This window comes from Streptomyces sp. NBC_00820, assembly GCF_036347055.1.
GTDB lineage: Bacteria > Actinomycetota > Actinomycetes > Streptomycetales > Streptomycetaceae > Streptomyces.
The window spans coordinates 4,899,466-4,921,977 of the sequence record NZ_CP108882.1 but is presented as its reverse complement, the minus strand read 5'-3'; the positions used below and the strand labels follow the sequence as shown (position 1 = coordinate 4,921,977).

General features: G+C 72.0%; 19 protein-coding genes. 8 read left to right on the top strand and 11 right to left on the bottom strand.

All coding sequences use genetic code 11. From position 1 onward, the window contains the following. Positions 1 to 44 precede the first annotated feature (44 nt). Entirely contained in the window at positions 45 to 1,133 is a 1,089-nt protein-coding gene (locus OIB37_RS22340) for a helix-turn-helix transcriptional regulator (RefSeq protein ID WP_330459370.1), read from the top strand. Positions 1,134 to 1,203: 70 nt separating this feature from the next. Here OIB37_RS22340 and OIB37_RS22335 read toward each other — a convergent pair whose 3' ends face one another. After that, a complete protein-coding gene (locus tag OIB37_RS22335) occupies positions 1,204 to 1,950 on the bottom strand; it encodes a response regulator transcription factor (protein ID WP_330459369.1) in 747 nt (248 codons plus the stop codon). Continuing rightward, on the bottom strand, positions 1,947 to 3,239 hold the full coding sequence (locus OIB37_RS22330) for an ATP-binding protein (RefSeq protein WP_330459368.1): 1,293 nt from the start codon (positions 3,237 to 3,239) through the stop codon (positions 1,947 to 1,949). The genes OIB37_RS22335 and OIB37_RS22330 overlap by 4 nt, the downstream gene beginning before the upstream one ends. Positions 3,240 to 3,460: 221 nt before the next feature. Here OIB37_RS22330 and OIB37_RS22325 point away from each other — a divergent pair, with 221 nt between their 5' ends. Beyond that, positions 3,461 to 5,041: a PspC domain-containing protein gene (locus OIB37_RS22325; RefSeq protein ID WP_330459367.1), complete on the top strand. Its 1,581-nt coding sequence runs from the start codon at positions 3,461 to 3,463 to the stop codon at positions 5,039 to 5,041. Then, entirely contained in the window at positions 5,028 to 5,279 is a 252-nt protein-coding gene (locus tag OIB37_RS22320) for a hypothetical protein (RefSeq protein ID WP_330459366.1), read from the top strand. Before OIB37_RS22325 ends, OIB37_RS22320 begins: the two co-directional genes overlap by 14 nt. Before the next feature lie 342 nt (positions 5,280 to 5,621). On the opposite strand, the gene OIB37_RS22315 is transcribed toward OIB37_RS22320, so the two are convergent. Both OIB37_RS22315 and OIB37_RS22310 read right to left on the bottom strand, forming a co-directional pair. Next, positions 5,622 to 6,140 carry a DoxX family protein gene (locus tag OIB37_RS22315; RefSeq protein ID WP_330459365.1) on the bottom strand — a complete coding sequence of 173 codons (519 nt, stop codon included), beginning with the start codon at positions 6,138 to 6,140 and terminating at the stop codon, positions 5,622 to 5,624. Between the two features lie 268 nt (positions 6,141 to 6,408). After that, a complete protein-coding gene (locus OIB37_RS22310) occupies positions 6,409 to 6,822 on the bottom strand; it encodes a winged helix-turn-helix transcriptional regulator (RefSeq protein WP_330457697.1) in 414 nt (137 codons plus the stop codon). Positions 6,823 to 6,907: 85 nt separating this feature from the next. Here OIB37_RS22310 and OIB37_RS22305 point away from each other — a divergent pair, with 85 nt between their 5' ends. Further along, positions 6,908 to 7,720 carry an NAD(P)H-binding protein gene (locus tag OIB37_RS22305; protein ID WP_330457698.1) on the top strand — a complete coding sequence of 271 codons (813 nt, stop codon included), beginning with the start codon at positions 6,908 to 6,910 and terminating at the stop codon, positions 7,718 to 7,720. A 127-nt stretch (positions 7,721 to 7,847) separates the two neighbouring features. Then, the gene (locus OIB37_RS22300; RefSeq protein ID WP_330457699.1) at positions 7,848 to 8,840 is read left to right on the top strand and encodes an IS630 family transposase; all 993 of its coding nucleotides are present in this window, start codon (positions 7,848 to 7,850) and stop codon (positions 8,838 to 8,840) included. A 69-nt stretch (positions 8,841 to 8,909) separates the two neighbouring features. On the opposite strand, the gene OIB37_RS22295 is transcribed toward OIB37_RS22300, so the two are convergent. Continuing rightward, positions 8,910 to 10,196 (bottom strand): hypothetical protein, encoded by a 1,287-nt coding sequence (locus OIB37_RS22295; RefSeq protein ID WP_330459364.1) that lies wholly within the window; start codon positions 10,194 to 10,196, stop codon positions 8,910 to 8,912. Between the two features lie 186 nt (positions 10,197 to 10,382). On the opposite strand from OIB37_RS22295, the gene OIB37_RS22290 reads away from it, so the two are divergent. Next, positions 10,383 to 11,360 carry a DUF4429 domain-containing protein gene (locus OIB37_RS22290; protein WP_330459363.1) on the top strand — a complete coding sequence of 326 codons (978 nt, stop codon included), beginning with the start codon at positions 10,383 to 10,385 and terminating at the stop codon, positions 11,358 to 11,360. Here the strand turns inward: OIB37_RS22290 and OIB37_RS22285 are convergent. Next, positions 11,344 to 12,147 carry a class II aldolase/adducin family protein gene (locus OIB37_RS22285; RefSeq protein WP_330459362.1) on the bottom strand — a complete coding sequence of 268 codons (804 nt, stop codon included), beginning with the start codon at positions 12,145 to 12,147 and terminating at the stop codon, positions 11,344 to 11,346. The genes OIB37_RS22290 and OIB37_RS22285 overlap by 17 nt on opposite strands. Positions 12,148 to 12,301: 154 nt before the next feature. Between OIB37_RS22285 and OIB37_RS22280 the strand changes: the two genes are divergently transcribed. Continuing rightward, entirely contained in the window at positions 12,302 to 12,769 is a 468-nt protein-coding gene (locus OIB37_RS22280; RefSeq protein WP_330459361.1) for a pyridoxamine 5'-phosphate oxidase family protein, read from the top strand. A gap of 18 nt (positions 12,770 to 12,787) precedes the next feature. On the opposite strand, the gene guaA is transcribed toward OIB37_RS22280, so the two are convergent. Further along, complete coding sequence (gene guaA, locus OIB37_RS22275; RefSeq protein ID WP_330459360.1) at positions 12,788 to 14,368, bottom strand: glutamine-hydrolyzing GMP synthase; 1,581 nt, start codon at positions 14,366 to 14,368, stop codon at positions 12,788 to 12,790. A 296-nt stretch (positions 14,369 to 14,664) separates the two neighbouring features. Here guaA and OIB37_RS22270 point away from each other — a divergent pair, with 296 nt between their 5' ends. After that, the gene (locus tag OIB37_RS22270) at positions 14,665 to 14,940 is read left to right on the top strand and encodes a chorismate mutase (RefSeq protein WP_330461928.1); all 276 of its coding nucleotides are present in this window, start codon (positions 14,665 to 14,667) and stop codon (positions 14,938 to 14,940) included. 760 nt (positions 14,941 to 15,700) lie between these two features. On the opposite strand, the gene OIB37_RS22265 is transcribed toward OIB37_RS22270, so the two are convergent. From OIB37_RS22265 to OIB37_RS22250, 4 genes are all read right to left on the bottom strand, one after another. Beyond that, on the bottom strand, positions 15,701 to 17,533 hold the full coding sequence (locus tag OIB37_RS22265) for a GMC family oxidoreductase N-terminal domain-containing protein (RefSeq protein WP_443058189.1): 1,833 nt from the start codon (positions 17,531 to 17,533) through the stop codon (positions 15,701 to 15,703). Between the two features lie 40 nt (positions 17,534 to 17,573). Beyond that, positions 17,574 to 19,190 carry a succinic semialdehyde dehydrogenase gene (locus tag OIB37_RS22260; RefSeq protein ID WP_330459359.1) on the bottom strand — a complete coding sequence of 539 codons (1,617 nt, stop codon included), beginning with the start codon at positions 19,188 to 19,190 and terminating at the stop codon, positions 17,574 to 17,576. 126 nt (positions 19,191 to 19,316) lie between these two features. Next, entirely contained in the window at positions 19,317 to 20,363 is a 1,047-nt protein-coding gene (locus tag OIB37_RS22255; protein WP_330459358.1) for a serine/threonine-protein kinase, read from the bottom strand. A gap of 165 nt (positions 20,364 to 20,528) precedes the next feature. Then, positions 20,529 to 22,391, bottom strand: coding sequence for a serine/threonine-protein kinase (locus OIB37_RS22250; protein ID WP_330459357.1), 1,863 nt, complete (start codon positions 22,389 to 22,391; stop codon positions 20,529 to 20,531). Positions 22,392 to 22,512: the final 121 nt, after the last annotated feature.

Genomic DNA, 22,512 nt, shown 5'->3' with positions numbered 1-22,512 from the left:
GAACGAGGCTTCACTGCCACGGCCTGTCAGTCGAGTCGGCGAAGATGACAGACGTGGCCAAGACCGCGAGCCGTCTGCTCTCTCTCGTCCTGCTCCTGCAGAACCGCGGCCGGATGACCGCCCGTCAGCTGGCCGCCGAGCTGGAGGTCTCGGTGCGCACCGTCTACCGGGACGTGGACGCACTCTCCGCCGCGGGTGTTCCGGTCTACGGCGAGTCGGGCCACGCGGGCGGGTTCGCGCTGGTCGCGGGCTACCGCACCCGGTTGACCGGACTGCACGACGACGAGGCGGACGCCCTCGCGCTGTCCGGTCTCCCCGGCCCCGCGTCCGAACTGGGTCTCGGCGCCGACCTCGCGGCGGCCCAGCTGAAACTGGACGCGGCCCTGCCGCCGGCACTGCGCGAACGGTCGGCACGGGTCCGCGAGCGGTTCCACCTGGACACGCCGCGCTGGTATCGCGACGCGGAAGAGGTCCCGCACCTTCTGGCGGTCGCCGCGGCGGTGTGGAACCGGCGGACGCTACGGGTCCACTACCACCGCTGGGCGAAGCCGCAGGACGTACGGCGGGAGCTGCGGCCCCTCGGGATCGTGCTGAAGGCCGGTACCTGGTACCTGGTCGCGGAGTCGCTGGGCCCGTCATTTCCGGGCCAGGACTCACTGAGCCCGGCCCCGCCGGCCCCGGCCCCGCTGAGCCCCGACCCGCTGGGCGCCGACGGAACGCGCGGCATCCGGACCTACCGGGTGTCGCAGATCCGCCGGCTGGAGGAGGCCGGGGACGAGCCCTTCGACCGGCCGGCGGGCTTCGACCTGACCGAGTACTGGCGCGCCTGGCTGGCCGGCTTCGATGCTCGCCGGTTCCGGGACCGCGCCGTGCTCCGCCTCACGGCGGAGGCGTGGCGGCGCTTTCCCGAGCTGGTGGACGTGGCCGTCCGGCAGTCGGCGCAGGCGCACGCGGAGCCGCCGGACGAGAACGGCCGTGTGCGGACCGTCGTCCCGATCGAGTCGCTCGGACACGCCGTCGGCGAGGTGCTGCGCCTCGGACCAGGTGTCGAGGTCCTCGAACCCGCAGAGCTGCGCCGGCAGGTGGCTGACGCCGCCGCCGCGCTCCTCCGCCTCCACCAGGGCCCCGCCTGACGCTCGGACACCCGCGGGTGGGCACAACGCGTCCGCAGGGAAGCACCCCGGGGGCGTGCGCGCCGCCCGCTCAGACCAGCCGTCGTGCCGTCGCCCAGCGGGTCAGCTCGTGCCGGTTGGAGAGCTGAAGCTTCCTGAGCACCGCGGAGACATGGGACTCGACCGTCTTGACGGAGATGAACAGCTGCTTGGCGATCTCCTTGTAGGCGTAGCCACGCGCGATCAGGCGGAGCACCTCGCGTTCGCGCTGGGTGAGGCGGTCGAGATCCTCGTCGACCGGCGGGGCGTCGGTGGAGGCGAAGGCGTCCAGAACGAACCCGGCCAGACGCGGGGAGAAGACGGCATCGCCCTCCTGTACGCGGAAGATGGAGTCGATGAGGTCGGAGCCGGTGATGGTCTTGGTGACATAACCGCGGGCACCTCCCCGGATCACACCGATCACGTCCTCCGCCGCGTCGGACACGGACAGCGCGAGGAAACGCACGGGCCGGCCGGGGTCCGTCATCAACGCCGTGCAGCGGCGCAGCACTTCGACCCCGCCGCCGCCCGGCAGGTGGACGTCGAGGAGGACCACCTCGGGCCGGGTCGCGGTGATGACCGAGACCGCCTGGTCGACGTCGGGGGCCTCCCCGATCACCTCGACGCCGGTCTGTGCGGTCTGCCCGATCTCGGCCTGGACACCGGTGCGGAACATACGGTGGTCGTCGACGAGCACCACACGGACATGGCGCCCGTCCGGGCCGCCGCCGGTGCCACGCCCGGACTCGGACACCTCCGCCGCCCCCGCCGTGCCGTTCGTCTCGGTCGCGTCGCTCATACCGTCTTCTCCGCCCTCTCCATCTCCAGCTCGACCTCGGTACCGCCGCCCGGCACCGACCGGAGCCGGGCCGTGCCGCCATTGCGTTCCATGCGGCCGATGATCGATTCTCTGACGCCCATGCGGTCGCCGGGTATCGAGTCCAGGTCGAAGCCGGGGCCCCGGTCGCGAACGGACACGAAGACCGTCCTGCCCTCGACTTCGGCGTAGACCTGTACGGCGCCGCCCTCGCCACCGTACTTGGCGGCGTTCACCATCGCCTCGCGCGCGGCCTGCATCTGCGCACTGGTCCTCTCGTCGAGCGGGCAGTCGCCGACCACGACGACCTCGATGGGCACGCCGTGCTTGTCCTCGACCTCGGCCGCGTTGCGGCGCACCGCCTCCGCGACCGTGTCCGGCTCGTCGGCCTCGTCCTTCCCGGTGCCCTCGGGCTTGTACAGCCAGGTACGCAGGTCGCGTTCCTGGGCGCGGGCCAGACGCCGCACCTCGTTCGCGTTGTCGGCGTTGCGCTGGATCAGGGTGAGGGTGTGCAGCACGGAGTCGTGGACGTGCGCGGCGACCTCGGCACGCTCCTGGGCGCGGATGCGCATCAGGCGTTCCTGGGACAGGTCCTGGGTCATGCGGACGAGGTAGGGGCCGGCGAGCAGGGTGATCCCGACAAGGACGGCGAGCGCGGCCTCGAGGACCGCGCCGAGGTGGGCCGCCGAGCCCTGCATGACGAAGATGGCGGAGACACCGGCCGTCACCAGCAGGACGCCCACGCCCGCGCGCAGCAGGGTGAGGGTGCGCCGGCGGCTGCCGACCTCGACCCAGCGGGCCCGGCGGGCGTTGTCCGCCTGCCGCCAGACGAGGGCGACACCGGCCGCGACCAGGACGGCGGGCAGGAGGTAGGCCTTGGCGCCCTTGGTCAGATTGACGCTGCTCACGAAGACCATGGACACGATGACCATGAGGAGCAGGGCGACCATCTGCCCCTTGTCCGGCTTGCGTGTCACCAGTCTGCGGCGACCGTCCGGCGAGGTCTCGGTGCCGACCAGCGACGGCGGCTTGTGGCCGGCGACGCCGCCGACGCCGAGGGGGACGAAGAACCAGAACGCGGCGTACAGCAGGGCGCCGAGTCCGTTGGCCATGAACAGGCCGACGAAGGCGAGCCGCACCCAGACCACGGGCAGCCCGAGGTGCCCGGCGAGGCCCCGCGCCACTCCGCCGAGCCAGCGGCCGTCACCGCTGCGGTAGAGCTTGCGCGGCGGCCGCGGGTCGTCGAGGGTCAGGCTTGCGGCTTCCGGCATGCCATCGATGGTCACACGGTCGCGAGAACAGAGCATCAGGGTCAGCCCCCTAGAGTCCCCTGATCTTCGCGAGGGTTCCCCTGATTCGTCGGTCCGGCCGTCCGGAACGGGCGGGTTGCCGGAGATCGAACGTCCCCCCATCGCGTCTCAGGGCCGATTTCAGGGTTCGCCCAGGGTTGTCCCGACTGCCGTCGCGGCGGGCGGGCCGTCACCATGGACGCATGACGGATCACGAGCACGCCGCGACGGGTCCGGGACCCGGCTCCGGCCCGCGCCCGGACCCGGGCACCGGACCGACGGATGCCGCACCCGCCGCGACGGGACGGCCGGGCCAGACGGGAGGCGACGGCACCGGCCCCACCGGCGCGGGCGCGTCCCCAGGCACAGACAGGGGTGCAGGCACAGGAGCACGCACGAGCGCGGGCACGAGCGCGGGCACGGACACCCGCGCAGGCGCGGACACGGAGGAGCGGGACCCGGCGCAGGACCCCGCCGCGACCGCCCAGGGCTTCCGGCGCGACCGGCGGCACAAGGTGATCGCCGGAGTGTGCTCCGGACTCGGGCGGCAAACCGACATGGATCCGGTGATCTACCGGATCACCCTGGCCGTGCTGGCCGCGACCGGCGGCATCGGCCTGATCTTCTACGGCTTCGCCTGGCTCCTCGTGCCCTACGAGGACGAGGAGGAGAACGAGGTCCGCAAGCTGCTCACGGGTCGCGTCGACGGGCAGGCCCTGGCCGGCGTGCTGTTCGCGCTGGTCGGCTGCGGAGTGGTGCTGACCACGCTCAGAAACGGCGCGGTGCTGACCTTCGCCGTGGTGCTCTCCCTGCTCCTGGCCGGCGCCGGGTACTGGTCTCGGCACCGGGACACTCCTGACCCCTCCCCCAGCTCCGGACCCCACCCGACCAGGGGACACCCCATAGCCGCGCAGGCCGCCGCGGACGCGCCGCCGGAGGCGCAGGCGCCGCCGGTCACCGCCACCTACCCGTCGTGGTGGCGGGACCCGATCGGCAAGGACGGCACCCAGGCCGGCGGCACCGGCTATCTGTGGGGGCCCGGCGACGCCCGGGGCCGCGACGTCGCCTCGGCCGTGAACGTCGGCATCGCCACCCCCTGGACCCACCCCGGTTCGCTCCGCACACCGAAGACCGACGCCCCAAGACCGCGCGGCCCGCGTTGGATCGGCGGCTGGATATTCCTGCTCGCCCTGCTGGCGGGCGGCCTGGGCGCCGGGCTGACGTGGGACACGCGGCCGGCCGCCATCAGTCTGCAGACCGGCCTGGCCTGTGCGCTCGTGGTGTTGGGCCTGGGCATCGCGCTCAGCGCGTTCCTGGGGCGCACGGGAGCCGGCTCGGTGTTCCTCGCGCTGATCACGGCGGCACTGCTCGCCGGGGCCTCCGCACTGCCCGAGGACGTCACGGCGCAGTGGAAGAAGACGTCCTGGAAGCCCGCCAACGCGGCGGACGCCCGCTCCGGTTACGACCTCGGCACCGGTGTCGGCACCCTCGACCTCAGACGCCTGCACCCGGCCAAGGGGCAGACACTGACCACGCGGGCCGAGGTGGGGGCGGGCCGGCTGAAGGTGATCGTGCCGGCCGACGCGACGGCACGGATCAGCATCGACGTGGGCCTGGGCGACGTCCGGTTGCCCGGTGAGAACAGGAAGGACGTGGACGTGGAGCCGGGCAGGCACGAGGACCTGACCCTGCCGCCGGCCAAGGGCGGCAAGAACGCGGGCACGTGGGAGATCGAGCTCCAGGTGGGCGTCGGACAGGTGGAGGTCAGCCGTGCTGCGTCATGAGGTCCAGCCGGGAAGGCTGGTCGGCGGTCTGTTCCTCACGGCCACGGGAGTCGTCTTCGCCGGGGACGCGAACGGCCTGTGGGAAGTCCCGTGGTTCGCGGCGATACCGCTCGTCGTGGGCGGCCTGTGCCTGGCCGGTGCCACAGCGGTCCTCGCCCGGTCCCTGCGGGGACGGCGCGGCACGGAGGACGCCCAGGACCTTCCTGCCGGATCGGACCGGCTCCGGTCGACCGAGTGAGTCCGCCGCCCGGCCCCGGCAGGGCCCGGAGGACGGACTCTAGCCAGACCGAGTCCGCGACGTGGCGCAGTCTGCCCGCAGGGCAGGGCTCGCGGGCAGGGCTCGCGGGCAGGGCTCACAAGACAGGGTTCGCGAGGCAAGGCTCACAGGGCAGGGCTCGCGGCGTCCGGTGCGTGCGATCACGAGGCGGAGGGTCGCCCGCGTGAAGGAGGCGGAGGGTCACCCACGTAAAGGGTGCACGCGGGCAAGCCCGGCAACGCGGCTGGGGGTGCCCCCTGCTCGCAGAGCTTGGGGGAGTGCGTGCCAGGTGTCGCGAGCCAGACGGGACCTCGCGGACACGGCCTAGAGGTAGCCGCCCGAGCGCCGGCGGCGGCGGGCACGCCAGGAAGCGTCCACGGAGAGATAGGGGGTACCGGCGAGGACGAGAGGGAGCCAGGCCATCAGGTAGGCCAGGTCGTTGCCGTAGTAGTACGGCGCGGTAGCCCAGCTGACGGTCAGCCACAGGCTGAGCGAGATCAGCGCGCCGCCGAGGGCGGCCAAGCGGCCGAACAGCCCGAGCAGGATGCCGACGCCGACGGCCAGCTCGCCGACGGCGATGGCGCAGCCGAAGCCGGCCGGCGCCTTCAGTGCCAGGTCGACCAGGCCCGGGATGGCTGCGGAGTCGCGGACCGCGCGCATCGTCTCGCCGATCGAGCCGGCGCCGCCCGACTTCAGGAAGGAGCTGTCGGTGAGTTTGTCCAGGCCGGCGTAGACGAAGGTGACGCCGAGGAAGACACGGAGCGGGAGGAGGGCGTAGTGGGTGGCTGTGTCACGCCAGTCTCGCCGAGCACCTAGATTGGCGGTATTCGTGTCCGTCCGCATACCGTGAGTCATCACTGCTAGCCGCCTCTCGCCCGCCGTGCCGACACCCCTCACCCGACCATACGTATGACGAAGGCGGCCCGTTCAATCCTCTCCCGGATGATTTTCCGGATTTCGGTTCACCGTACGAGCCCCTTCCGGGGGGATCCACGGTGGCATCCGGGGACCGGCGGGACTCATGGGACCTAGTGCTGCCTCGCAGAAGTTCGTTGAGGGGGTTGAGCAAGCTCACCCCGTCGTAATCGGCAAGGTGCTGGAGCCCGTTTGTTCACCGGATTCCAGAGTCGGGGTGTTCGGCATCCCATTCCTGGCGCGCTTGCGCGATGGCGTCGCGGTGTTGAGCCGACCAGTCCGTGAGGGCTTTGACCAGATACGTGAGGCTGTGGCCCATCGTCGTGAGCTCATACTCGACCTGCGGGGGCACCGTGGGATGCACAGTCCGGGTGACCAGGCCGTCGCGTTCCAGCCGCCGCACGGTGAGCGTCAGCATCCGCTGCGAGATACCGGGGATGGCGCGCTGTAGTTGCCGAAAACGGCGGACGCCCTGGGCCAGTTCAACGACGACCAGGACCGACCATTTGTCGCCGATCCGGTCGAGCACGTCGCGGATCCCGCAATCCTCGTGCTCGTCGCCGCAGCTGACGACGGGGACGGTGGTTACCCCGGTGTGCCCCACTGACATGGAAGTGCCTCCTTACGTTCCCCGGCACAAAACCGCAGGATGATCCCGGTTACCGAAGAGAACCTACCGGAACGGGAAGACCCTGATGATCCTGATTACTGGCGCCACCGGCGCCCTGGGCACACTGATCTCCGAACGGCTGGCCGACCGCGACGACACCGTCCTTGGAACGCGCGACCCTCAGCAGCTCAAGGCCCCGCTGCCGGTCCGCCGCATCGACTTCGACGAGCCCGGCACCCTTGCCGGAGGCTTCGAAGGTGTGGATGTGCTGTTGCTGATCTCCGCGGGCTACGGCGAGGACGACACCGTCATAGCCCGGCACGGCGCCGCCATCGCCGCCGCAGAGAAGGCCGGCGTGAGGCATGTCGTCTATACGAGCCTGACCGCCGACGGCGATCACCTCCCCTACGCCCTGCCGCACCGCTGGACCGAGCGTCGCCTGCAGGAGAGCGGCATGGACTGGACGATCCTGCGCAATGGCCTGTATGCAGAGTTGCTGGGCTGGCTCGCGGCCCCGTCGGCCGACGGGCGGATCACAGCCCCGCTCGGAGAGGGCCAACTGGCCGCCGTGGCCCGAGCGGACCTGGCCGACGCCGCGGCACGTGTGACGGTGGACGCACCCGCTCATGCGGGGCGCATCTACGAACTCGTCGGCGAGCAGGCCATCGGCGGCGGCGAGCTGGCCCGCGCGCACGGCCCGCACGTGACCTACGAGCCGGAGACTCTTACCCAGGCCCGCACCCGTATTGCCGCTTCCGGCGCCGAGCCCTTCCAGGTGCCGATGCTGGTGGGTACCTACTCCGCCATCGCGGCCGGGTTCATGTCCCGCACCGGCGGTGACCTGCGTCAACTGTTGGGCCGCGCACCCCACTCTGTGCTCGCAACAGCCCTCGCATAGCCCCCCAGCCACCAGCCCGCGCCGCCAGGAAACGGCCATGCCTCATCCAACTACGTCGATTTCAACGGCGGTTGTGGTGAACCTCGCCGCGCCAGGGCGTACGCGCCTGCGGCGGCTGGCAACCTCCGTGACCGCACAGGTGAGGCAGGTACTGCGGGCGAAGATCGTTCTCGCAGCGGCCGACGGGCTGACCAACGCCGCGATCGCACGCGAGCTGAAGATCAGCGTCAACACGGTGCGCAAGTGGCGGGGCCGGTTCGCCGCCGACGGCGTAGCCGCTCTGGCCGACGCGCAACGCTCCGGCCGGCCCCGCCTCTACGGACCACAGGTGCGCGTCGCCGTCGTGGCCGCCGCCACCAGCGCGCCCCCGTACCCGGAGTCAACCTGGTCGCATCGCAGGATCGCCGCGCAGGTCGCGGGCACGGCCTTCGCCGAGATCTCACCGTCCCAGGTCGGCCGCATCCTGGCGGACCTGGATCTGAAACCGCACCGGGTGCGGGGCTGGCTCACCCGCCGGGACACTCCGGACTTCTGGCAACGGGCCACCGACGTCTGCAACCTGTACCTCAACCCACCCGAGGGCGCGGTGGTGCTTTCCATCGACGAGAAGACCGCAATCGCCGCACGATCCCGACGCCACCCTGGGCAGGCGCCCCGGCCCGGACGAATGGCCCGGCAGGAGTTCGAATACCGCCGACACGGCACCGCCTCCCTCGTTGCAGCACTGGATGTACGAAGCGGTGAAGTCCTCACCGAGACCATCACGCGCAACAACGCGGCCACCTTCACCGCCTTCCTCGAACAGGTCGATACGGTCATCGACCCCGCCAAAGACATCCACATCGTCCTCGACAACGGCTCCTCGCACACGGCAAAGCACACAAAGACATGGCTGGCCGCCCACCCGCGCTGGCACGTCCACTGGACACCCCCGCACGCTTCCTGGCTGAACCAGATCGAGCTGTTCTTCTCCTCCCTGACACGTCGGGTCCTGCGCAACGGCGACTTCCGCAGCCGAGACCACCTCATCGACAAGCTGGACGCCTACGTCATCCAGCACAACAAGACCGCGAAGCCGTACCGCTGGACCTATGACGGCACCCCACTCAAGACAGCGTGATCGGCACCCCTCTACGAACTTCTGCGGGGCAGCACTAGGGCGCGACGGGATCCTGAGGCCGGCCGTCTCTCAGTCCGCGACCTCGACCGGGTACCGGTTGGTGGGCACGCCGGCCGCGGTCACCACCTGTACCTCCACCGGGCCCGGCTCCACCTCGGCCGGTACGGGGACGGTCAGGACGGTGTCGGTGGGATTGCGGAAGCCGCCGGTGACGGGGACCAGCGGGACGTGGACGTCGACCGCGCCGATGCGGACGACCATGCGGGCAAGCTGGTCGGCGCTCTGCGCGCCGGGCGGGACGAAGCCGGTGCCGCGGATCTCGATGTCGTCGCCGGTGCGGATGGGGCCGTCCAGGTCGCCGGGTTCGCGGGCGCGGACCACGGAGAGGATCACCGGACGGCCGCCCTCGGCGTACTTGCCGGCCAGGTAGGTCGCGGCCGAGATCAGCACCACGACCGCCAGGCCCCAGGGCAGGTCGGGCAGTTGGTCGGGGCGGCGGGCCAGCCGTACGGCGGCGAACACCAGGGCGACGGCGCTGATGACGACGTACTGGATGTCGGCGAAGGAGCCGCGGCCGGAGTCGTCCGTCAGCAGGTCGGCGGCGTGCGGCCGGTGGGCCGGCACCTTCTGCAGCCGCTGCCCGGCGATCCGCAGCCCGACCACCCGGCGGACCACGACGGCGATGCCGCAGACCACGGCGACGACGGTCACCACGCCCGCTCCGCGCGCGAGGTCGAGGCCGGAGATCAGGGCGTCGCGCTCGGCGTGGTCGGAGGCGGCGGCCAGTCGGCCGGCCAGCAGCAGGATCGCGTAGACGACGAACAGGACCCAGCAGGCGGCGACCGTGCGGGAGGTGGTCATCCGGTTGTCGTCGCCGATCACCGGGGCCAGCGCTCCGCCGCGCGCACGGTGGAACCGGGCGGCCGCCGTAACCGCGCCCGCGACGACGAGCGCGGCGAGCAGTGCGGCGGTGCGGGCGCTGCTCCAGCCCGCGCCGACCGCGGTGAGCGCCTCGGCGAGCAGCAGGACGACGACCGCGCCCCAGACGGCACACACCGTGCGCAGCCACAGCCCGGCGAGCCAGGCCTCACCCTCGGTGCGGCCGCGCTCGGCGACCTCCCCCGCCCGCTGCGCCAGCTCGGCGGAGACCCACTGCCGGGACGCCGACGCCGAGTGCGCCACGGCCGCGGGCAGCCCCTCACCGGCCGCGAACTCGTCGCGCCGGCGCAGGAACGCGGCGACGGCCCGCCGGTGCCCCTCACGTGCCCCGCGCGGGCAGTCCCCGCACACACAGCCGCCCCCGTGGGCGGTCCCGGCATCCGCCGCCGTGCCCTGTCTTGCCTCCTGCACCGCCACGACCGATGCCCGCCTTCCTTCGACCCGTGACACGGCCGAAGTCATCCGCGGTACGCGGATCGGCCCTGCAACTCCCCAGCACTGACGACGAATTGTGCCCTACGCCGGGCGGCCGGTATCCGCCGGTCCGGGTCGTGGCGGGTGAAGCCGGGGCCCGCGCGTTGACCCGGCTGCGAGAATCGCCGTATGGCCGAGATCATCCAGCGGGACGGGACCTGGGAGTTCGACGGCAGCGCGGTCAGGATCACCCCCGGACTGCACCGTTCCGTGCCGCTGTTCCGGCAGACGTACGGCGAGATCGTCGTACCGCTGGAAGCCGTCGCGGGCGTAGTCCACGAGCCCGAACGCAGGGGCGGCCGGCTGCGGATGCTGCTGCGCGAGGGCGCCGACCCGCTGCTGCGGGCCACCGGCGGCCGGCTGCCGGACGAGGCCGACCCCTACCGGCTGACCGTGGACGCGGACCGCACGGGGGTGGCCGAGTACGTAGCCGAGGAGATCCGGCGGGCACTGCTGCTGGAACAGGTGCCCGAAGGACCGACGCGGTCCTATCTGCTGGCCGGGCCGCCGGTACCGGTCTCGGTGCGGTCCTCCGACGGCACCGTCTCCTTCGACGGCACCGAGGTGCGGGTGGACTGGGCCGACACCTCCAACCGGATCAAGCGCGCGAGCGGCCCGCAGGTGATCGGCCTGGCCGACCTGGTGCAGGTCGAGTGGCTGCCCAACTCCGGCTCCGAGAGCGGGTTCCTGCGGTTCGTCACCCGCGAGACGCTGTTCTCCCGTCTGCCGCCCGCGCGTGACGTCCACGCGCTGGACCTGTGGGGCAGCGCCCGTCGCGACCTGCTGACCGCGTTGGTCGCGACCGCCGTCACCGCCCGGCTGCCGCACCCGTCCGCCCGCGCGGCCCCCACCCGGGACGGCCATGGCTGTCGGGAGGCACGGGACGCCCAGGAGACACGGGACGCACCAGAGGCGCGGGAGACACGGGACGCCCAGGAGGCGTGGGACGGCCGGGACCGGCCCGGCGTCGTCGTACCGGCGCAGGCCGGCCACCATGACGTACTGCTGCGCCGGCTGCGGGAGCTGGGCGAGCTGCACCGGGACGGGGTGCTCACCGACGAGGAGTTCGCGCGGACCAAGGCCTCGGTGCTCAGGGGGTTCGACTGAGCAGGTCCGGTTCGCTGCGGCTGATGTCCTGCCACAGCGGCTGGTAGTTGATCCACGCCACCAGGTCGCCGCCGAGCTGCTCGCGGGTGGCGGCGGCCAGCTTGTGGTCGATGAGGACCGGCCGCCCGGCCGCCTTGGCCATCAGCTGCACCTGGCACGACCGCTCCAGCGACAGGAACCACCAGGCCGCCGCGTCCACCGAGTCCCCGACGGTGAGCAGCCCGTGGTTGCGCAGCACCAGCGCCTTGCGCGAGCCGAGCGTGGCGGCGATGCGGCGGCCTTCCTCCGCGTCGACGGCGACGCCGCTGTAGGCGTCGTACAGGGCGATGTCCTCGTAGAAGGCGCAGCTCTCCTGGGTGATGGGGTCGATGAGGTCGCCGAGCGCGGCGAGGGCGCGGCCGTGCACGGAGTGGCAGTGCGCCACGGCGACGACGTCCGGGCGGGCCGCGTGGACCTGGGCGTGCACGGTGAACGCGGCCTGGTTGACGTGGTAGCCGCCCTCGACCACCTGTCCGTCCCGGTTCACGAGGACGAGATCGCCGACGGTGGCCTGCCTGAAGGGCAGCCCGAAGGGGTTGACCCAGAAGCAGTCGGTGAATTCCGGGTCGCGCGCGGTGATGTGCCCCGACACACCGTCCTCCAGTCCGGCGCGGCCGAAGATCCGCAGAGCGCCGGCGAGCCTTTCCTTGCGGTGCCGCCGCTCGTCCTCGACCGTGGCGTGCATCGGCGGCATCGCGAACCGCAGCTGATCGGTGGGCAGCGGCAGGGGCGGGGTGGGCCCGTGCATAGGGCAGGTCCTCCAGCGTGGGGGCGGACGTACGGGACGTACGGGCGCGAAGGTACCGCCGGGCGGCCCTGAAGGGCAGGCATGTTCCGTGAAGATGGCATGTGCGGCGGATACACGACAGAAGGTGTCGGGTTTACCGGTGAGACTGGCGCGCATGAACTGGGCAGCCTTCACCCTCGCCGAACCGGGCCTCGCCAGGACCGTCGAGGAGCGCTTCGACGCCTTCCGGCACCACGTCCTCGCCACCCTCCGCAAGGACGGTTCCCCGCGGACCTCCGGCCTGGAGGTCCGCTTCACCGGGGGCGAGCTGTGGCTCGGCATGATGCCGGACTCCCTCAAGGCCCGGGATCTGCTGCGCGACCCGCGCTTCACGCTCCAGGCGAACCCGGGCGAGGGAACCGGGGCGGGCGGCGGGGACGTGCGGATCGGCGGGCGCGCGTACGAGGTCGGCGACGGCGGTCCCAAGGCCGGGTACGTGAAAGAGGTGGAACCGCCGCAGCCGTTCCACCTCTTCCGCACCGAGCTGACGGAGGTCGTGCGGACCTACGTCGAGGACGAGAAGTATCTGGTCGTCCAGGTCTGGAAGCCCGGAGAGCCGGTGCGGACTCTCAGGCGGACGTGACCTTCAAAGCGAGCGGGACTACTCCCACTCGATGGTGCCCGGGGGCTTCGAGGTCACGTCGACGACCACGCGGTTGACGTCGCGAACCTCGTTGGTGATCCGGGTGGAGATGCGGGCGAGGACGTCGTACGGCAGCCGCGACCAGTCGGCCGTCATGGCGTCCTCGGAGGAGACCGGGCGCAGGACGATCGGGTGGCCGTAGGTGCGGCCGTCGCCCTGGACGCCGACGGAGCGGACGTCCGCCAGCAGGACCACCGGGCACTGCCAGATCTCGCGGTCCAGGCCGGCCGCGGTCAGCTCCTCGCGGGCGATGGCGTCGGCGTCGCGGAGCAGGTCCAGGCGCTCCTTGGTGACCTCGCCGACGATGCGGATGCCGAGGCCGGGGCCGGGGAAGGGCTGGCGCTGGACGATCTCCTCCGGCAGGCCCAGCTCCTGGCCGACCATGCGGACCTCGTCCTTGAACAGCTTGCGCAGCGGCTCGATCAGCTGGAACTCGAGGTCCTCGGGCAGGCCGCCGACGTTGTGGTGCGACTTGATGTTGGCGGTGCCGGTGCCGCCGCCGGACTCGACCACGTCCGGGTACAGGGTGCCCTGGACCAGGAACTCCACGGCCGGGCCCGCGTCGGCGATGATCTCGGCCTGGGCCTGCTCGAAGACGCGGATGAACTCGCGCCCGATGATCTTCCGCTTCTCCTCGGGGTCCGAGACCCCGGCGAGCGCGTTGAGGAAGCGCTCCTCGGCGTCGACGACGACCAGCTTGACGCCGGTCGCGGCGACGAAGTCCTTCTCGACCTGCTCGGTCTCGCCCTTGCGCATCAGACCGTGGTCGACGTACACGCAGGTCAGCTGGTCGCCGATGGCGCGCGCGACGAGGGCGGCGGCGACGGCGGAGTCCACGCCGCCGGACAGGCCGCAGATGGCGCGCTTGTCGCCGACCTGCTCGCGGATCGCGGTGACCTGCTCGTCGATGACGTTGCCGGTCGTCCAGTCGGGCTTGAGGCCGGCGCCGCGGTACAGGAAGTGCTCCAGGACCTGCTGGCCGTGCGTGGAGTGCATGACCTCGGGGTGGTACTGGACGCCGTAGAGACGCTTCTCGTCGTTCTCGAAGGCGGCGACCGGGACGACGTCCGTGGACGCGGTGACGGTGAAGCCCTCGGGGGCGGCGGAGCAGGCGTCGCCGTGCGACATCCACACGTGCTGCTCGTCCGGGGTGCCCTCGAAGAGGGTGGAGCCCGACTTGGAGACGTGCAGGTCGGTGCGGCCGTACTCGCGGGAGCCGGTGTTGTCGACGGTGCCGCCGAGGACCTGCGCCATCAGCTGGAAGCCGTAGCACATGCCGAACACGGGGACGCCGGCCTCGAACAGCTCGCGGTCGAGGCGGGGGGCGCCCTCCTCGTACACGGACGAGGGGCCGCCGGAGAGGATGATCGCCGCGGGGTTCTTGGCGAGCATCTCCGCGACCGGCATGGTGCTGGGCACGATCTCGCTGTAGACCCGCGCCTCGCGGACGCGACGGGCGATGAGCTGGGCGTACTGCGCGCCGAAGTCGACGACCAGGACGGTGTCGGGGGCGGCGGCAGGCTGAGGCGCTGATGACACGGGGTGCCTTCCGGCGGTTGGGCGGGGGGCTGTGCTACCGAGTCTAACGGGGCGGGCGTGGGACACCTGTCTGCGCGCCGACCGGCTCCGCCCGCGGCCGCCACGCCCGCGTGGCATACTGGCCGCATGCTCACGCAGACGACCTTCCTCTTTACCTATGGCAACCGGCCCGCCGGCTGCCATGGTCGAGCTGCTTGAGCGCAACGCCGAGCGACTTTCCAGGCGCCCCGGGCCGACAAGGCCCGGGGCGCCTGTCGTTTTCCGGGTTCTGCCGGTCCGGGGCACTCACCACTTCGATTCGAGGAGCCCCGAAGATGACCACCCTGACCGCGGAACAGACCATCACCGACGCGCGTGAGCGCATCGACGCGCTCGACGACCGGATCATCGGCCTCATCCAGGAGCGGATGGCCGTCTCCGCCGTCGTCCAGCAGACCCGCATCGCCTCCGGCGGGCGGCGGGTGCACCTCTCCCGCGAGATGGAGATCCTCGGCCGCTACCGGGACGCCCTGGGCAAGCCGGGCACCGCGCTCTCGATGACCCTGCTGGAGCTGTGCCGGGGTCGCATCTGAGTTCGACCGCGCCCTCACCCGTACGGCGCGTGACCGGCTCGCGGACCGCTTCGTTGAGCCCGGTGTCCGTGCCATCCAGGGGCGGGCCCGACAGAACCACGCGTGGCTCGCTGGAGCGATGAGGCGTACGGGTCGTGCCGTGCGCCGTGGGACCTCGCTCCAGGAAAGTGACCGGACGGCAGGGGACAGCAGCCCGGTCATCCAAGAGAAACGGTCGGCTCCGGGGACGCCCGGGGCCGATCGGCGGAAAACTGCAAAAATGCACTACTGCCGTGCCAAACGGTTGCGGATGCCCCGTGCATCGCGCACGCTGCGTAGAAGCCCCCCAAGTCCCCGCGCAGACAACGGCATTGCGACAACGGCATTGCCCTGCACCATCGCCCGCCGGTGGTCAGGACCACAGAGCAAGCGGCGCAACCCCCGGCGCCGCTCCCAGGCACCGGCGCCGCCCTGACGCCGGTGCTGACGAAAGAAGGGCCCCGCGGCTCGACTCCCGCGGGGCCCTTCTCTGTGCCCGGACAGCGACCGGGCACCCAGGTCCGCGCAGCCGGACAGCCGGATGCCCAGGCGCGTGACCCACATCACATCGAATTCCCGTACCGGCGGCGCAACCCTTCGCATCCCCCGGTGATCAAACCTGCTGCCGGATCAAGAAGACGGTAAGAAGCGAGGGACCTGCGTTCGGAGGGGGACGCAGGTCCCTCGCCTCTTTCCCGCCACGGCTCCCGGGCCACCGCGCTCCGCCCGCCACCGCCCCGTGTCACCGCTTCGGCGGCACCGTCGGCATCCCCAGGAACGGCAGCTTCAGCGCGCCGAACGCCTCCGCCGGGACCGCCGGGTGGAGCGGCTCCACCGGCTTCAGCCGCTCGTACGCCGCCCCCGGCGCCGGACGCGGGTCCGCCTCGCCCTTGTTCGGCCAGTACGACATGGCCCGCTCGGCCTGCGCGGTGATCGTCAGCGACGGGTTGACGCCGAGGTTCGCCGATACGGCGGCGCCGTCGACCACCGAGATGCCCCAGTGGCCGTACACCCGGTGGTAGGGGTCGATCACGCCCGTCTCGGCGGAGTCGCCGATGGGGCAGCCGCCGAGGAAGTGCGCGGTCAGCGGGGTCCCCATCAGCTCGCCGACATTGCTGCCCGGGAAGCCGTTGATCTCGGCGGCGAGCACCGAGGCGGCCTCGGTCGCGGCCTTGATCTGCATGGGGTTCGGGGCGCCGTGGCCCTGCCGGGCGGTCAGCAGGCCCTTGCCGATGCCGTCGGGCTTCAGGTACGTCGTCAGGGAGTTGTCCAGCGACTGCATCACCAGGCCGATGATGGTCCGCTCCGACCAGCGCCGGTTGGACAGGGAACGGGCGACCTGCACGGGGTGCCGGGCCGCGTTCGCCAGCCAGGCCAGGGCACGGGACGATCCCTCGGTGTACGGCACCTGGAGGACCGTCAGGCCGCCCATCGAGTTGGAGCCCTTGCCGTAACGGACCGGCTCGATGTGGGTGTTGGCGTCCGGGTGGACGGAGGAGGTGATGGCCACGCCGCGCGTGAAGTCGACCTTCGGCGCGCCGTGCGCCTTGCGGTAGCGGCGGTTGTCGGTCTGGGCGCCGACCAGAGCCTCCGAATTGGTGCGGGTCAGATCGCCGAGCCGGGCGGAGACGTGCGGCAGCAGTCCGACGGCCTTCATGCGGTGCAGCAGGGTCTGCGTGCCGTAGGTGCCGGCCGCCAGGACGACCTTCCGGGCGGTGAAGAGCCGCCCGTCGTCCTTCTTCCGGTCCGTGGGCAGCGTGGCCACCGCGTAGCCGCCGCGCGAGTCGTCCGTGACGGACACGACCGTCGTCAGCGGGTGGACGACAGCGCCCGCCTTCTCGGCGAGGTGCAGGTAGTTCTCGTTGAGGGTGTTCTTCGCGCCGTGCCGGCAGCCGGTCATGCACTCGCCGCACTCGGTGCAGGCCTTGCGGGACGGTCCCGCGCCGCCGAAGTAGGGGTCGGCGACCTCCTGGCCCGGCCGCGCCTTCGCCTTCCCGTCGGCGTCCTCGCCGTCGCCGAAGAACACGCCGACCGGCGCCATGTGGAAGGTGTCACCGCAGCCCATCCGCTCGGCCGCCGCCTTGAGGTGCACGTCGGAGGGGGTCGTCGTCGGGTTGAGCCGTACGCCGAGCATGCGCTGCGCCTGGTCGTAGTACGGCTTCAGCTCCTCCTGCCAGTCGGTGATGTCCCGCCACTGCGGGTCGTCGAAGAAGGGCTTCGGCGGCACGTAGAGGGTGTTGGCGTAGTTCAGCGAGCCGCCGCCGACTCCCGCGCCCGCCAGCACCATTACGTTGCCCAGCAGATGGATGCGCTGGATGCCGTACATGCCGAGCCTGGGCGCCCACAGGTAGTTCTTCAGGTCCCAGGAGTTCCTGGGCAGGCTGTCGCGGGTGAAGCGGCGGCCGGCTTCCAGGACGCCTACCTTGTAGCCCTTCTCGGTCAGGCGCAGGGCGGACACGGAACCGCCGAACCCTGATCCGATCACGATGACGTCGTAGTCGTACCCGGCATCGTTCGCGTCCACGGTCTCGTCCTCGTTCTCGTCCCGGGTCTGGACGGACTTCTCCTGCGACACGTGCTCTCCTCGTCGAGAACGGGTGGTCCGGTGGAGCGGCTTAGCGGAAGCGGAATGCCTTCATGAGGCGAAGGCTGCGGCTCATGAACTGGGCGTACTTCTCGTCGTCCATACCCAGCGAGGGCGCCATCGGCAGGAGCCGCTGCTGGGCCACCGTCTGGGCCTCGGTGTACTTGAGGATGCCCTCGGAGCCGTGGCGGCGGCCGAGGCCGGAGTCCTTCATGCCGCCCATCGGGGACTGCACGCTGCCGTAGGCGGGCGCGTAGCCCTCGTTGACGTTGACCGTGCCGGTGCGGATCCGGGAGGCGATGTCCAGGGCGCGGCGGGGGCTCGTCGTCCAGACGGACGCGTTCAGGCCGTACGGCGTGGCGTTGGTGCGCTCGACCGCCTCGTCGTCGGTCTTGAAGCGGTAGACGGAGACGACCGGCCCGAAGGTCTCCTCCTCGCAGACGGCCATGGAGTCCTCGACGCCGTCGAGGATGGTGGGCTCGAAGAAGTAGGGGCCGACGTCCGGGCGGGCCACGCCGCCCGCGACGACCTTCGCACCCTTGGCGACGGCCTCCTCCACGTGCTGTTCGACGGTCTTCAGCTGCCGCTCGCCGACCAGCGAGCCCATGTCGGCGCCGTAGGCGAGGGAGTTGCCGAGCCGCATCGCCTTGGTGCGGGCGGCGAAGCGCTCCAGGAAGGCGTCGGCGACGGACTCGTGGACGAACAACCGCTCGATGGAAATGCAGAGTTGTCCGGCGGAGGAGAAGCAGGCGCGGACGGCGCCCGCGGCGGCCTTCTCGATGTCGGCGTCGTCCAGCACCAGCATGGCGTTCTTGCCGCCGAGTTCGAGGGAGACGCCGACCAGGCGGGCCGCGGCGCTCTGGGCGACCTCGCGGCCGGTGCGGGTGGAGCCGGTGAAGGAGACGTAGTCGGCGTGCTTCACGACCTCCGGGCCGACGACCGGGCCCTCGCCGAGGACGACCTGGAAGACGCCCTCGGGCAGTCCGGCCTCGATGAGCAGGTCACGCGCCCACAGGGCGGTGAGGCAGGTCTCGGTGTCCGGCTTCATCACGACCGCGTTGCCGGTGACGAACGCGGGCAGCGCGTCGCCGACGGACAGTTCCAGGGGGTAGTTCCAGGGGGCGATCTGGCCCACCACCCCACGCGGATGGCGCAGTTCGGTGACCTTCGTCAGGGCCGGCACGGCGCCGGTGTGCCGCTTGGGCCGCAGGTAGCCGGGGGCCTTGCGGCCGTAGTGGCGGGCCGCGATGGCGACGGCCTGCACCTCCTCGTGCGCGTGCAGCCGGGCCTTGCCGGTCTCCAGCTGGATCAGGTCGAGGACCTCGGCCTGCCGCTCCAGCACCAGGTCGTGGAAACGGAGCAGGACCGCGGCGCGCTGCCGTACCGGCGTCCTCTCCCACACCACCTGCGCGGCGCGGGCGGCCTGGAAGGCCTTGAGCACGTCCTCCGGGGTGGACTCGGGCAGGTCGGCCAGCTTCTCGCCGGTGAACGGCGTGTGGTTGGCGGTACGGCCGGAGCCGACGACACCCTTGGTCAACTGGGCCACCAGCTCGGGGGTGACCACGTCCGCGGCGGTGCGGACGCCTTCGGGGGCGGGGGCGAGCGGGTTGGTACCGGTGCGGTCCAGGGCAGCCTGCGAGTCCGTCATGAGGCGCAGGGTATGACGCACCGGGAAGTTTGTGTACCCGTCGGTAACGGGCTTTCACCGAGTGCACACTCTCCGCCAGCGATCACTGGCAGTGAATGCGCTGATCAGGGCGTTGTCGGGTGTCGATCACTCGGCTCCGGGTTTCTTCGCGAGAAGCAGGCCGAGCGCGGCGAGGGGGGTGCGGCGGCGGGTTCCGGGGGTGGCGCGTGAGGTGGACGGGGTGGGGGCGGGAGTGGAAGTGGGCGGCGAGGCGGACGGATCGGCGGTGAGGGGGGTCGGTGCGGCGGACGGCGCGGTCGGGCCGGCCTCCCGGACCTTCTCCGCCCCGGGCTCCCAGGCGCCCTCCGCCGCCGCCGCTCGAGCCCCCTCCGCGCCCGCCTCCCATGCCTTCTCCGCACCCGCCCTGACACCGAGGTACGCCTCCAGCACCCCCGCGACCTCCTCCGCGCGCGGCCGTCCCTCCGGCTCCGGCGCGCGCAGGCGGGCCAGCAGCGGCGCGAGCGGGCCGGCGTCGCCGCCCTCGACGGCGTCCGCGAGCAGCGCCCCGAGGGACCACAGGTCGGAGGCGGGCCCTGCGCCGATCCCGTTCGTCCGCTCCGGCGCGACGAAGCCGGCCGGGGTGTCACGCCCCTGCCCGGCGTGTTCAGCGTGTCCGGCGGCGTGTCCGTCGCCGATCCCGAAGTCGGTGACGACGACCCGCCCGCTGCCGGACTCGATCAGGACGTTGGCGGGCTTGATGTCCCGGTGCACGATCCCGACGGCATGGGCCGCCCGCAGCGCCCCGAGGACGGCGAGTCCCACGCGGGCGGCCTCGGCGGGCGGCAGCGGTCCGCGCCGTACGGCCTCCCGCAGCGACTCGCCCTCGACCAACTCGGTCACGATCCAGGGCAGTCCGTCCTCGGTGACGACGTCGCGGGGCGTCACGGCGGAGGGGTGCCGTACCCGGGTGGCGGCGCGGGCCTCGTGCCAGAGCCGGTGCGCGATCCGGGCGCTCTCCTCGTCGACTGCCGGGTCCGCGGGCAGCAGAGGCTCCTTGACGGCGACGTCCCCGTGCTCCTGCTCGTCACGGGCGCGCCAGACGGTGCCGGTCGGCCCGGAGCCGATGCGCGCGACGAGCCGGTAGCGCCCGCCGATCAGAGGCCCGTCGGACGGGTGTTCACCGTCTTCACTCATGCCACATGAGTACCGTGCGCACGCCGCCCTTGTCGAAGCGTGCGGTCAGGGGGCACGCGGACCGGCAAGAGCCCCTCGCACCGGACCACCGAAGCGACACACTTGCCGCCAACTCGCCCTGTTCTACGCCTTGTTCATGCGCTCCGCGATTCGCGATCCGCACTCTCAGCGGACGGCCACCGAGAAGGTGTCCACCGCCACGTCGAAGTACTCCCGGGCCTCGCGCACCTTCCCGACCGGCGCCGACACCCACACGTCGTACATCCGGCCGTCCTCCTCCCAGCACAGGTCGTAGGTGTGGCGCGTGCCCTCGTCGGCGCTGAAGCCGTTCCAGGTGAACTCCCAGAGCGCGGCGGGGTGTCCGGCGTGTGCGGTCTTCGTGACCCGGCCGTCGTGGTAACCGGGGTTGGTACGGGGCCCGTCGGCCGCCTCACGGTTCAACACGGCCAGCGGACCGCCGGCTTCGGGCTCGGTGACCTTGATGCCGAGGCGGAAGGTCTCCTCGGGAGAGAAGTAGAAGACGCGTTCGCCCTGCCGCTCACGGGCGAAGTCCTCCGGTACGGCGAGGGAGAAGCCCGCCGGGTCGTGGGCGGTGCGGTAGCCGGAGGGCGCCGTGTGCGTCGGAGCGGAGGCGGACGCGCTGATCACGGGGGCCGTCGGGGAAGAGCCTCGGCCGGCGGTGGGGGACGTGCCGGTGACGGCCGTGGTCGGCGGCGCGGTGCTGACGCTCGTACGGGCCGCCGGGCTGCTCGCCGTACCGCCGGGCGCGCCGCCGCCCCCGTCACCGCCCTGGTGGAGCAGCAGCACGGCCGCCGACACTCCCGCCCCGGCGACCGCCGCCACGAGCAGCGAGGCGACCAGCACCCCGCGCCCGGACTGCCGTGGCGCGGACGGCTGTTCACCCGGATACGGGAACCGTCCCGGATCGGCCGTGGCCCCGCGCGGCGCTCCGCGCTCGGTCGGCGAGTACGGCGCGGAAGGGCCGTCGAGGGCGTGCACGCCTTCGTGGTCGTACGAGGTGTCGCGGGCATACGGAGTGTCGCGGGCGTGCGGGGCGTCGCGGGCGTACGGCGTGTCGGACGTGCGCTCCCCGGAGCCACCGGACCGCGAGCCGCGTCCCACGCCGAGCCGCGACACGAGCCCCGTGCCCAGTGTGCCCGGTGTCCGCGCAGTGCCCGGCGCGGCGGGAGTGTGGCCGGTCTCCAGGAACGCCCGCAGCATCCGCTCGGCGTCCGCCGCGCCCAGCCGCCGGTCGGAATCGCGTTCCAGCAGGCCGCGTACGACGGGCAGCAGCGGCTCAGCCTGGGCGGGTGGCCGGATCTCGGCGGCGACGACGGCGTGCAGGATGCCGCCGAGCGAGTCGCGCCGGAACGGCGACTCGCCGCTGAGCGCCGTGCACAGCAGCGCGCCCAGCGACCACAGGTCGGACTCCGGGCCGGTGCGCAGCCCGGACATCCGCTCGGGAGCGGTGTACTCGGGAGAGCCGACGAACGAGCCGGTCTCGGTGAGCGTGGTGGCGCCGGACACCTGCGCGATGCCGAAGTCGGTGAGCACCACCCGGCCGGTGCCGGACTCGATCAGCACGTTCGCGGGTTTGATGTCCCGGTGCAGTACCCCGGCCTCGTGCGCGGTGCGCAGCGCGCTCAGCAGGGCGATGCCGATCCGGGCGGCCTCGGCGGCGTCGACCGGACCGTGTGCGGCGACGCACGCGGCGAGCGAGTCGCCGTCGATCAACTCCATCACGATGTACGGGCGTTCGTCCTGCTCGACGACGTCGTGCACGACGATGATGTGCGGGTGCCGCAACTGGGCGACCGCGCGCGCCTCGCGGAAGGTACGCTCACGGCGGCGGAGGGCCTCGTCCGCCGACCGGGCGTCGTCGTCCGGTCCGAGCTCCTTGACCGCGACCCGGCGCCCCAGCACCTGGTCGGTGGCCCGCCACACGACGCCCATGCCGCCGCGCCCGATGCGTGCCTCCAGGCGGTAACGGCCCGCGATCACGCGGGAGTCGTCCCCCTCGGATGCCATACGCCCATCATGCCGCACCGGACGGACGCCTTCCGTGGCGGCGATCGGCCAAGTATGCCGCCGCCCCAGGACATCCGGTGGCGGCGACCCGGCGGCGTGCGATCATTTTCGGCCACAACGT

What these genes read in the sequence shown, in the direction of transcription:
- OIB37_RS22340 (WP_330459370.1), top strand. Translation starts at nt 45, where the DNA reads ATGACAGACGTGGCCAAGACCGCGAGCCGTCTGCTCTCTCTCGTCCTG.
- OIB37_RS22330 (WP_330459368.1), bottom strand. Translation starts at nt 3,239, where the DNA reads ATGCCGGAAGCCGCAAGCCTGACCCTCGACGACCCGCGGCCGCCGCGC.
- OIB37_RS22260 (WP_330459359.1), bottom strand. Translation starts at nt 19,190, where the DNA reads ATGACGGACTCGCAGGCTGCCCTGGACCGCACCGGTACCAACCCGCTC.
- OIB37_RS22280 (WP_330459361.1), top strand. Translation starts at nt 12,302, where the DNA reads ATGAACTGGGCAGCCTTCACCCTCGCCGAACCGGGCCTCGCCAGGACC.
- OIB37_RS22285 (WP_330459362.1), bottom strand. Translation starts at nt 12,147, where the DNA reads ATGCACGGGCCCACCCCGCCCCTGCCGCTGCCCACCGATCAGCTGCGG.
- OIB37_RS22310 (WP_330457697.1), bottom strand. Translation starts at nt 6,822, where the DNA reads ATGTCAGTGGGGCACACCGGGGTAACCACCGTCCCCGTCGTCAGCTGC.
- OIB37_RS22250 (WP_330459357.1), bottom strand. Translation starts at nt 22,391, where the DNA reads ATGGCATCCGAGGGGGACGACTCCCGCGTGATCGCGGGCCGTTACCGC.
- OIB37_RS22255 (WP_330459358.1), bottom strand. Translation starts at nt 20,363, where the DNA reads ATGAGTGAAGACGGTGAACACCCGTCCGACGGGCCTCTGATCGGCGGG.
- OIB37_RS22315 (WP_330459365.1), bottom strand. Translation starts at nt 6,140, where the DNA reads ATGCGGACGGACACGAATACCGCCAATCTAGGTGCTCGGCGAGACTGG.
- OIB37_RS22305 (WP_330457698.1), top strand. Translation starts at nt 6,908, where the DNA reads ATGATCCTGATTACTGGCGCCACCGGCGCCCTGGGCACACTGATCTCC.
- OIB37_RS22290 (WP_330459363.1), top strand. Translation starts at nt 10,383, where the DNA reads ATGGCCGAGATCATCCAGCGGGACGGGACCTGGGAGTTCGACGGCAGC.
- OIB37_RS22325 (WP_330459367.1), top strand. Translation starts at nt 3,461, where the DNA reads ATGACGGATCACGAGCACGCCGCGACGGGTCCGGGACCCGGCTCCGGC.
- OIB37_RS22335 (WP_330459369.1), bottom strand. Translation starts at nt 1,950, where the DNA reads ATGAGCGACGCGACCGAGACGAACGGCACGGCGGGGGCGGCGGAGGTG.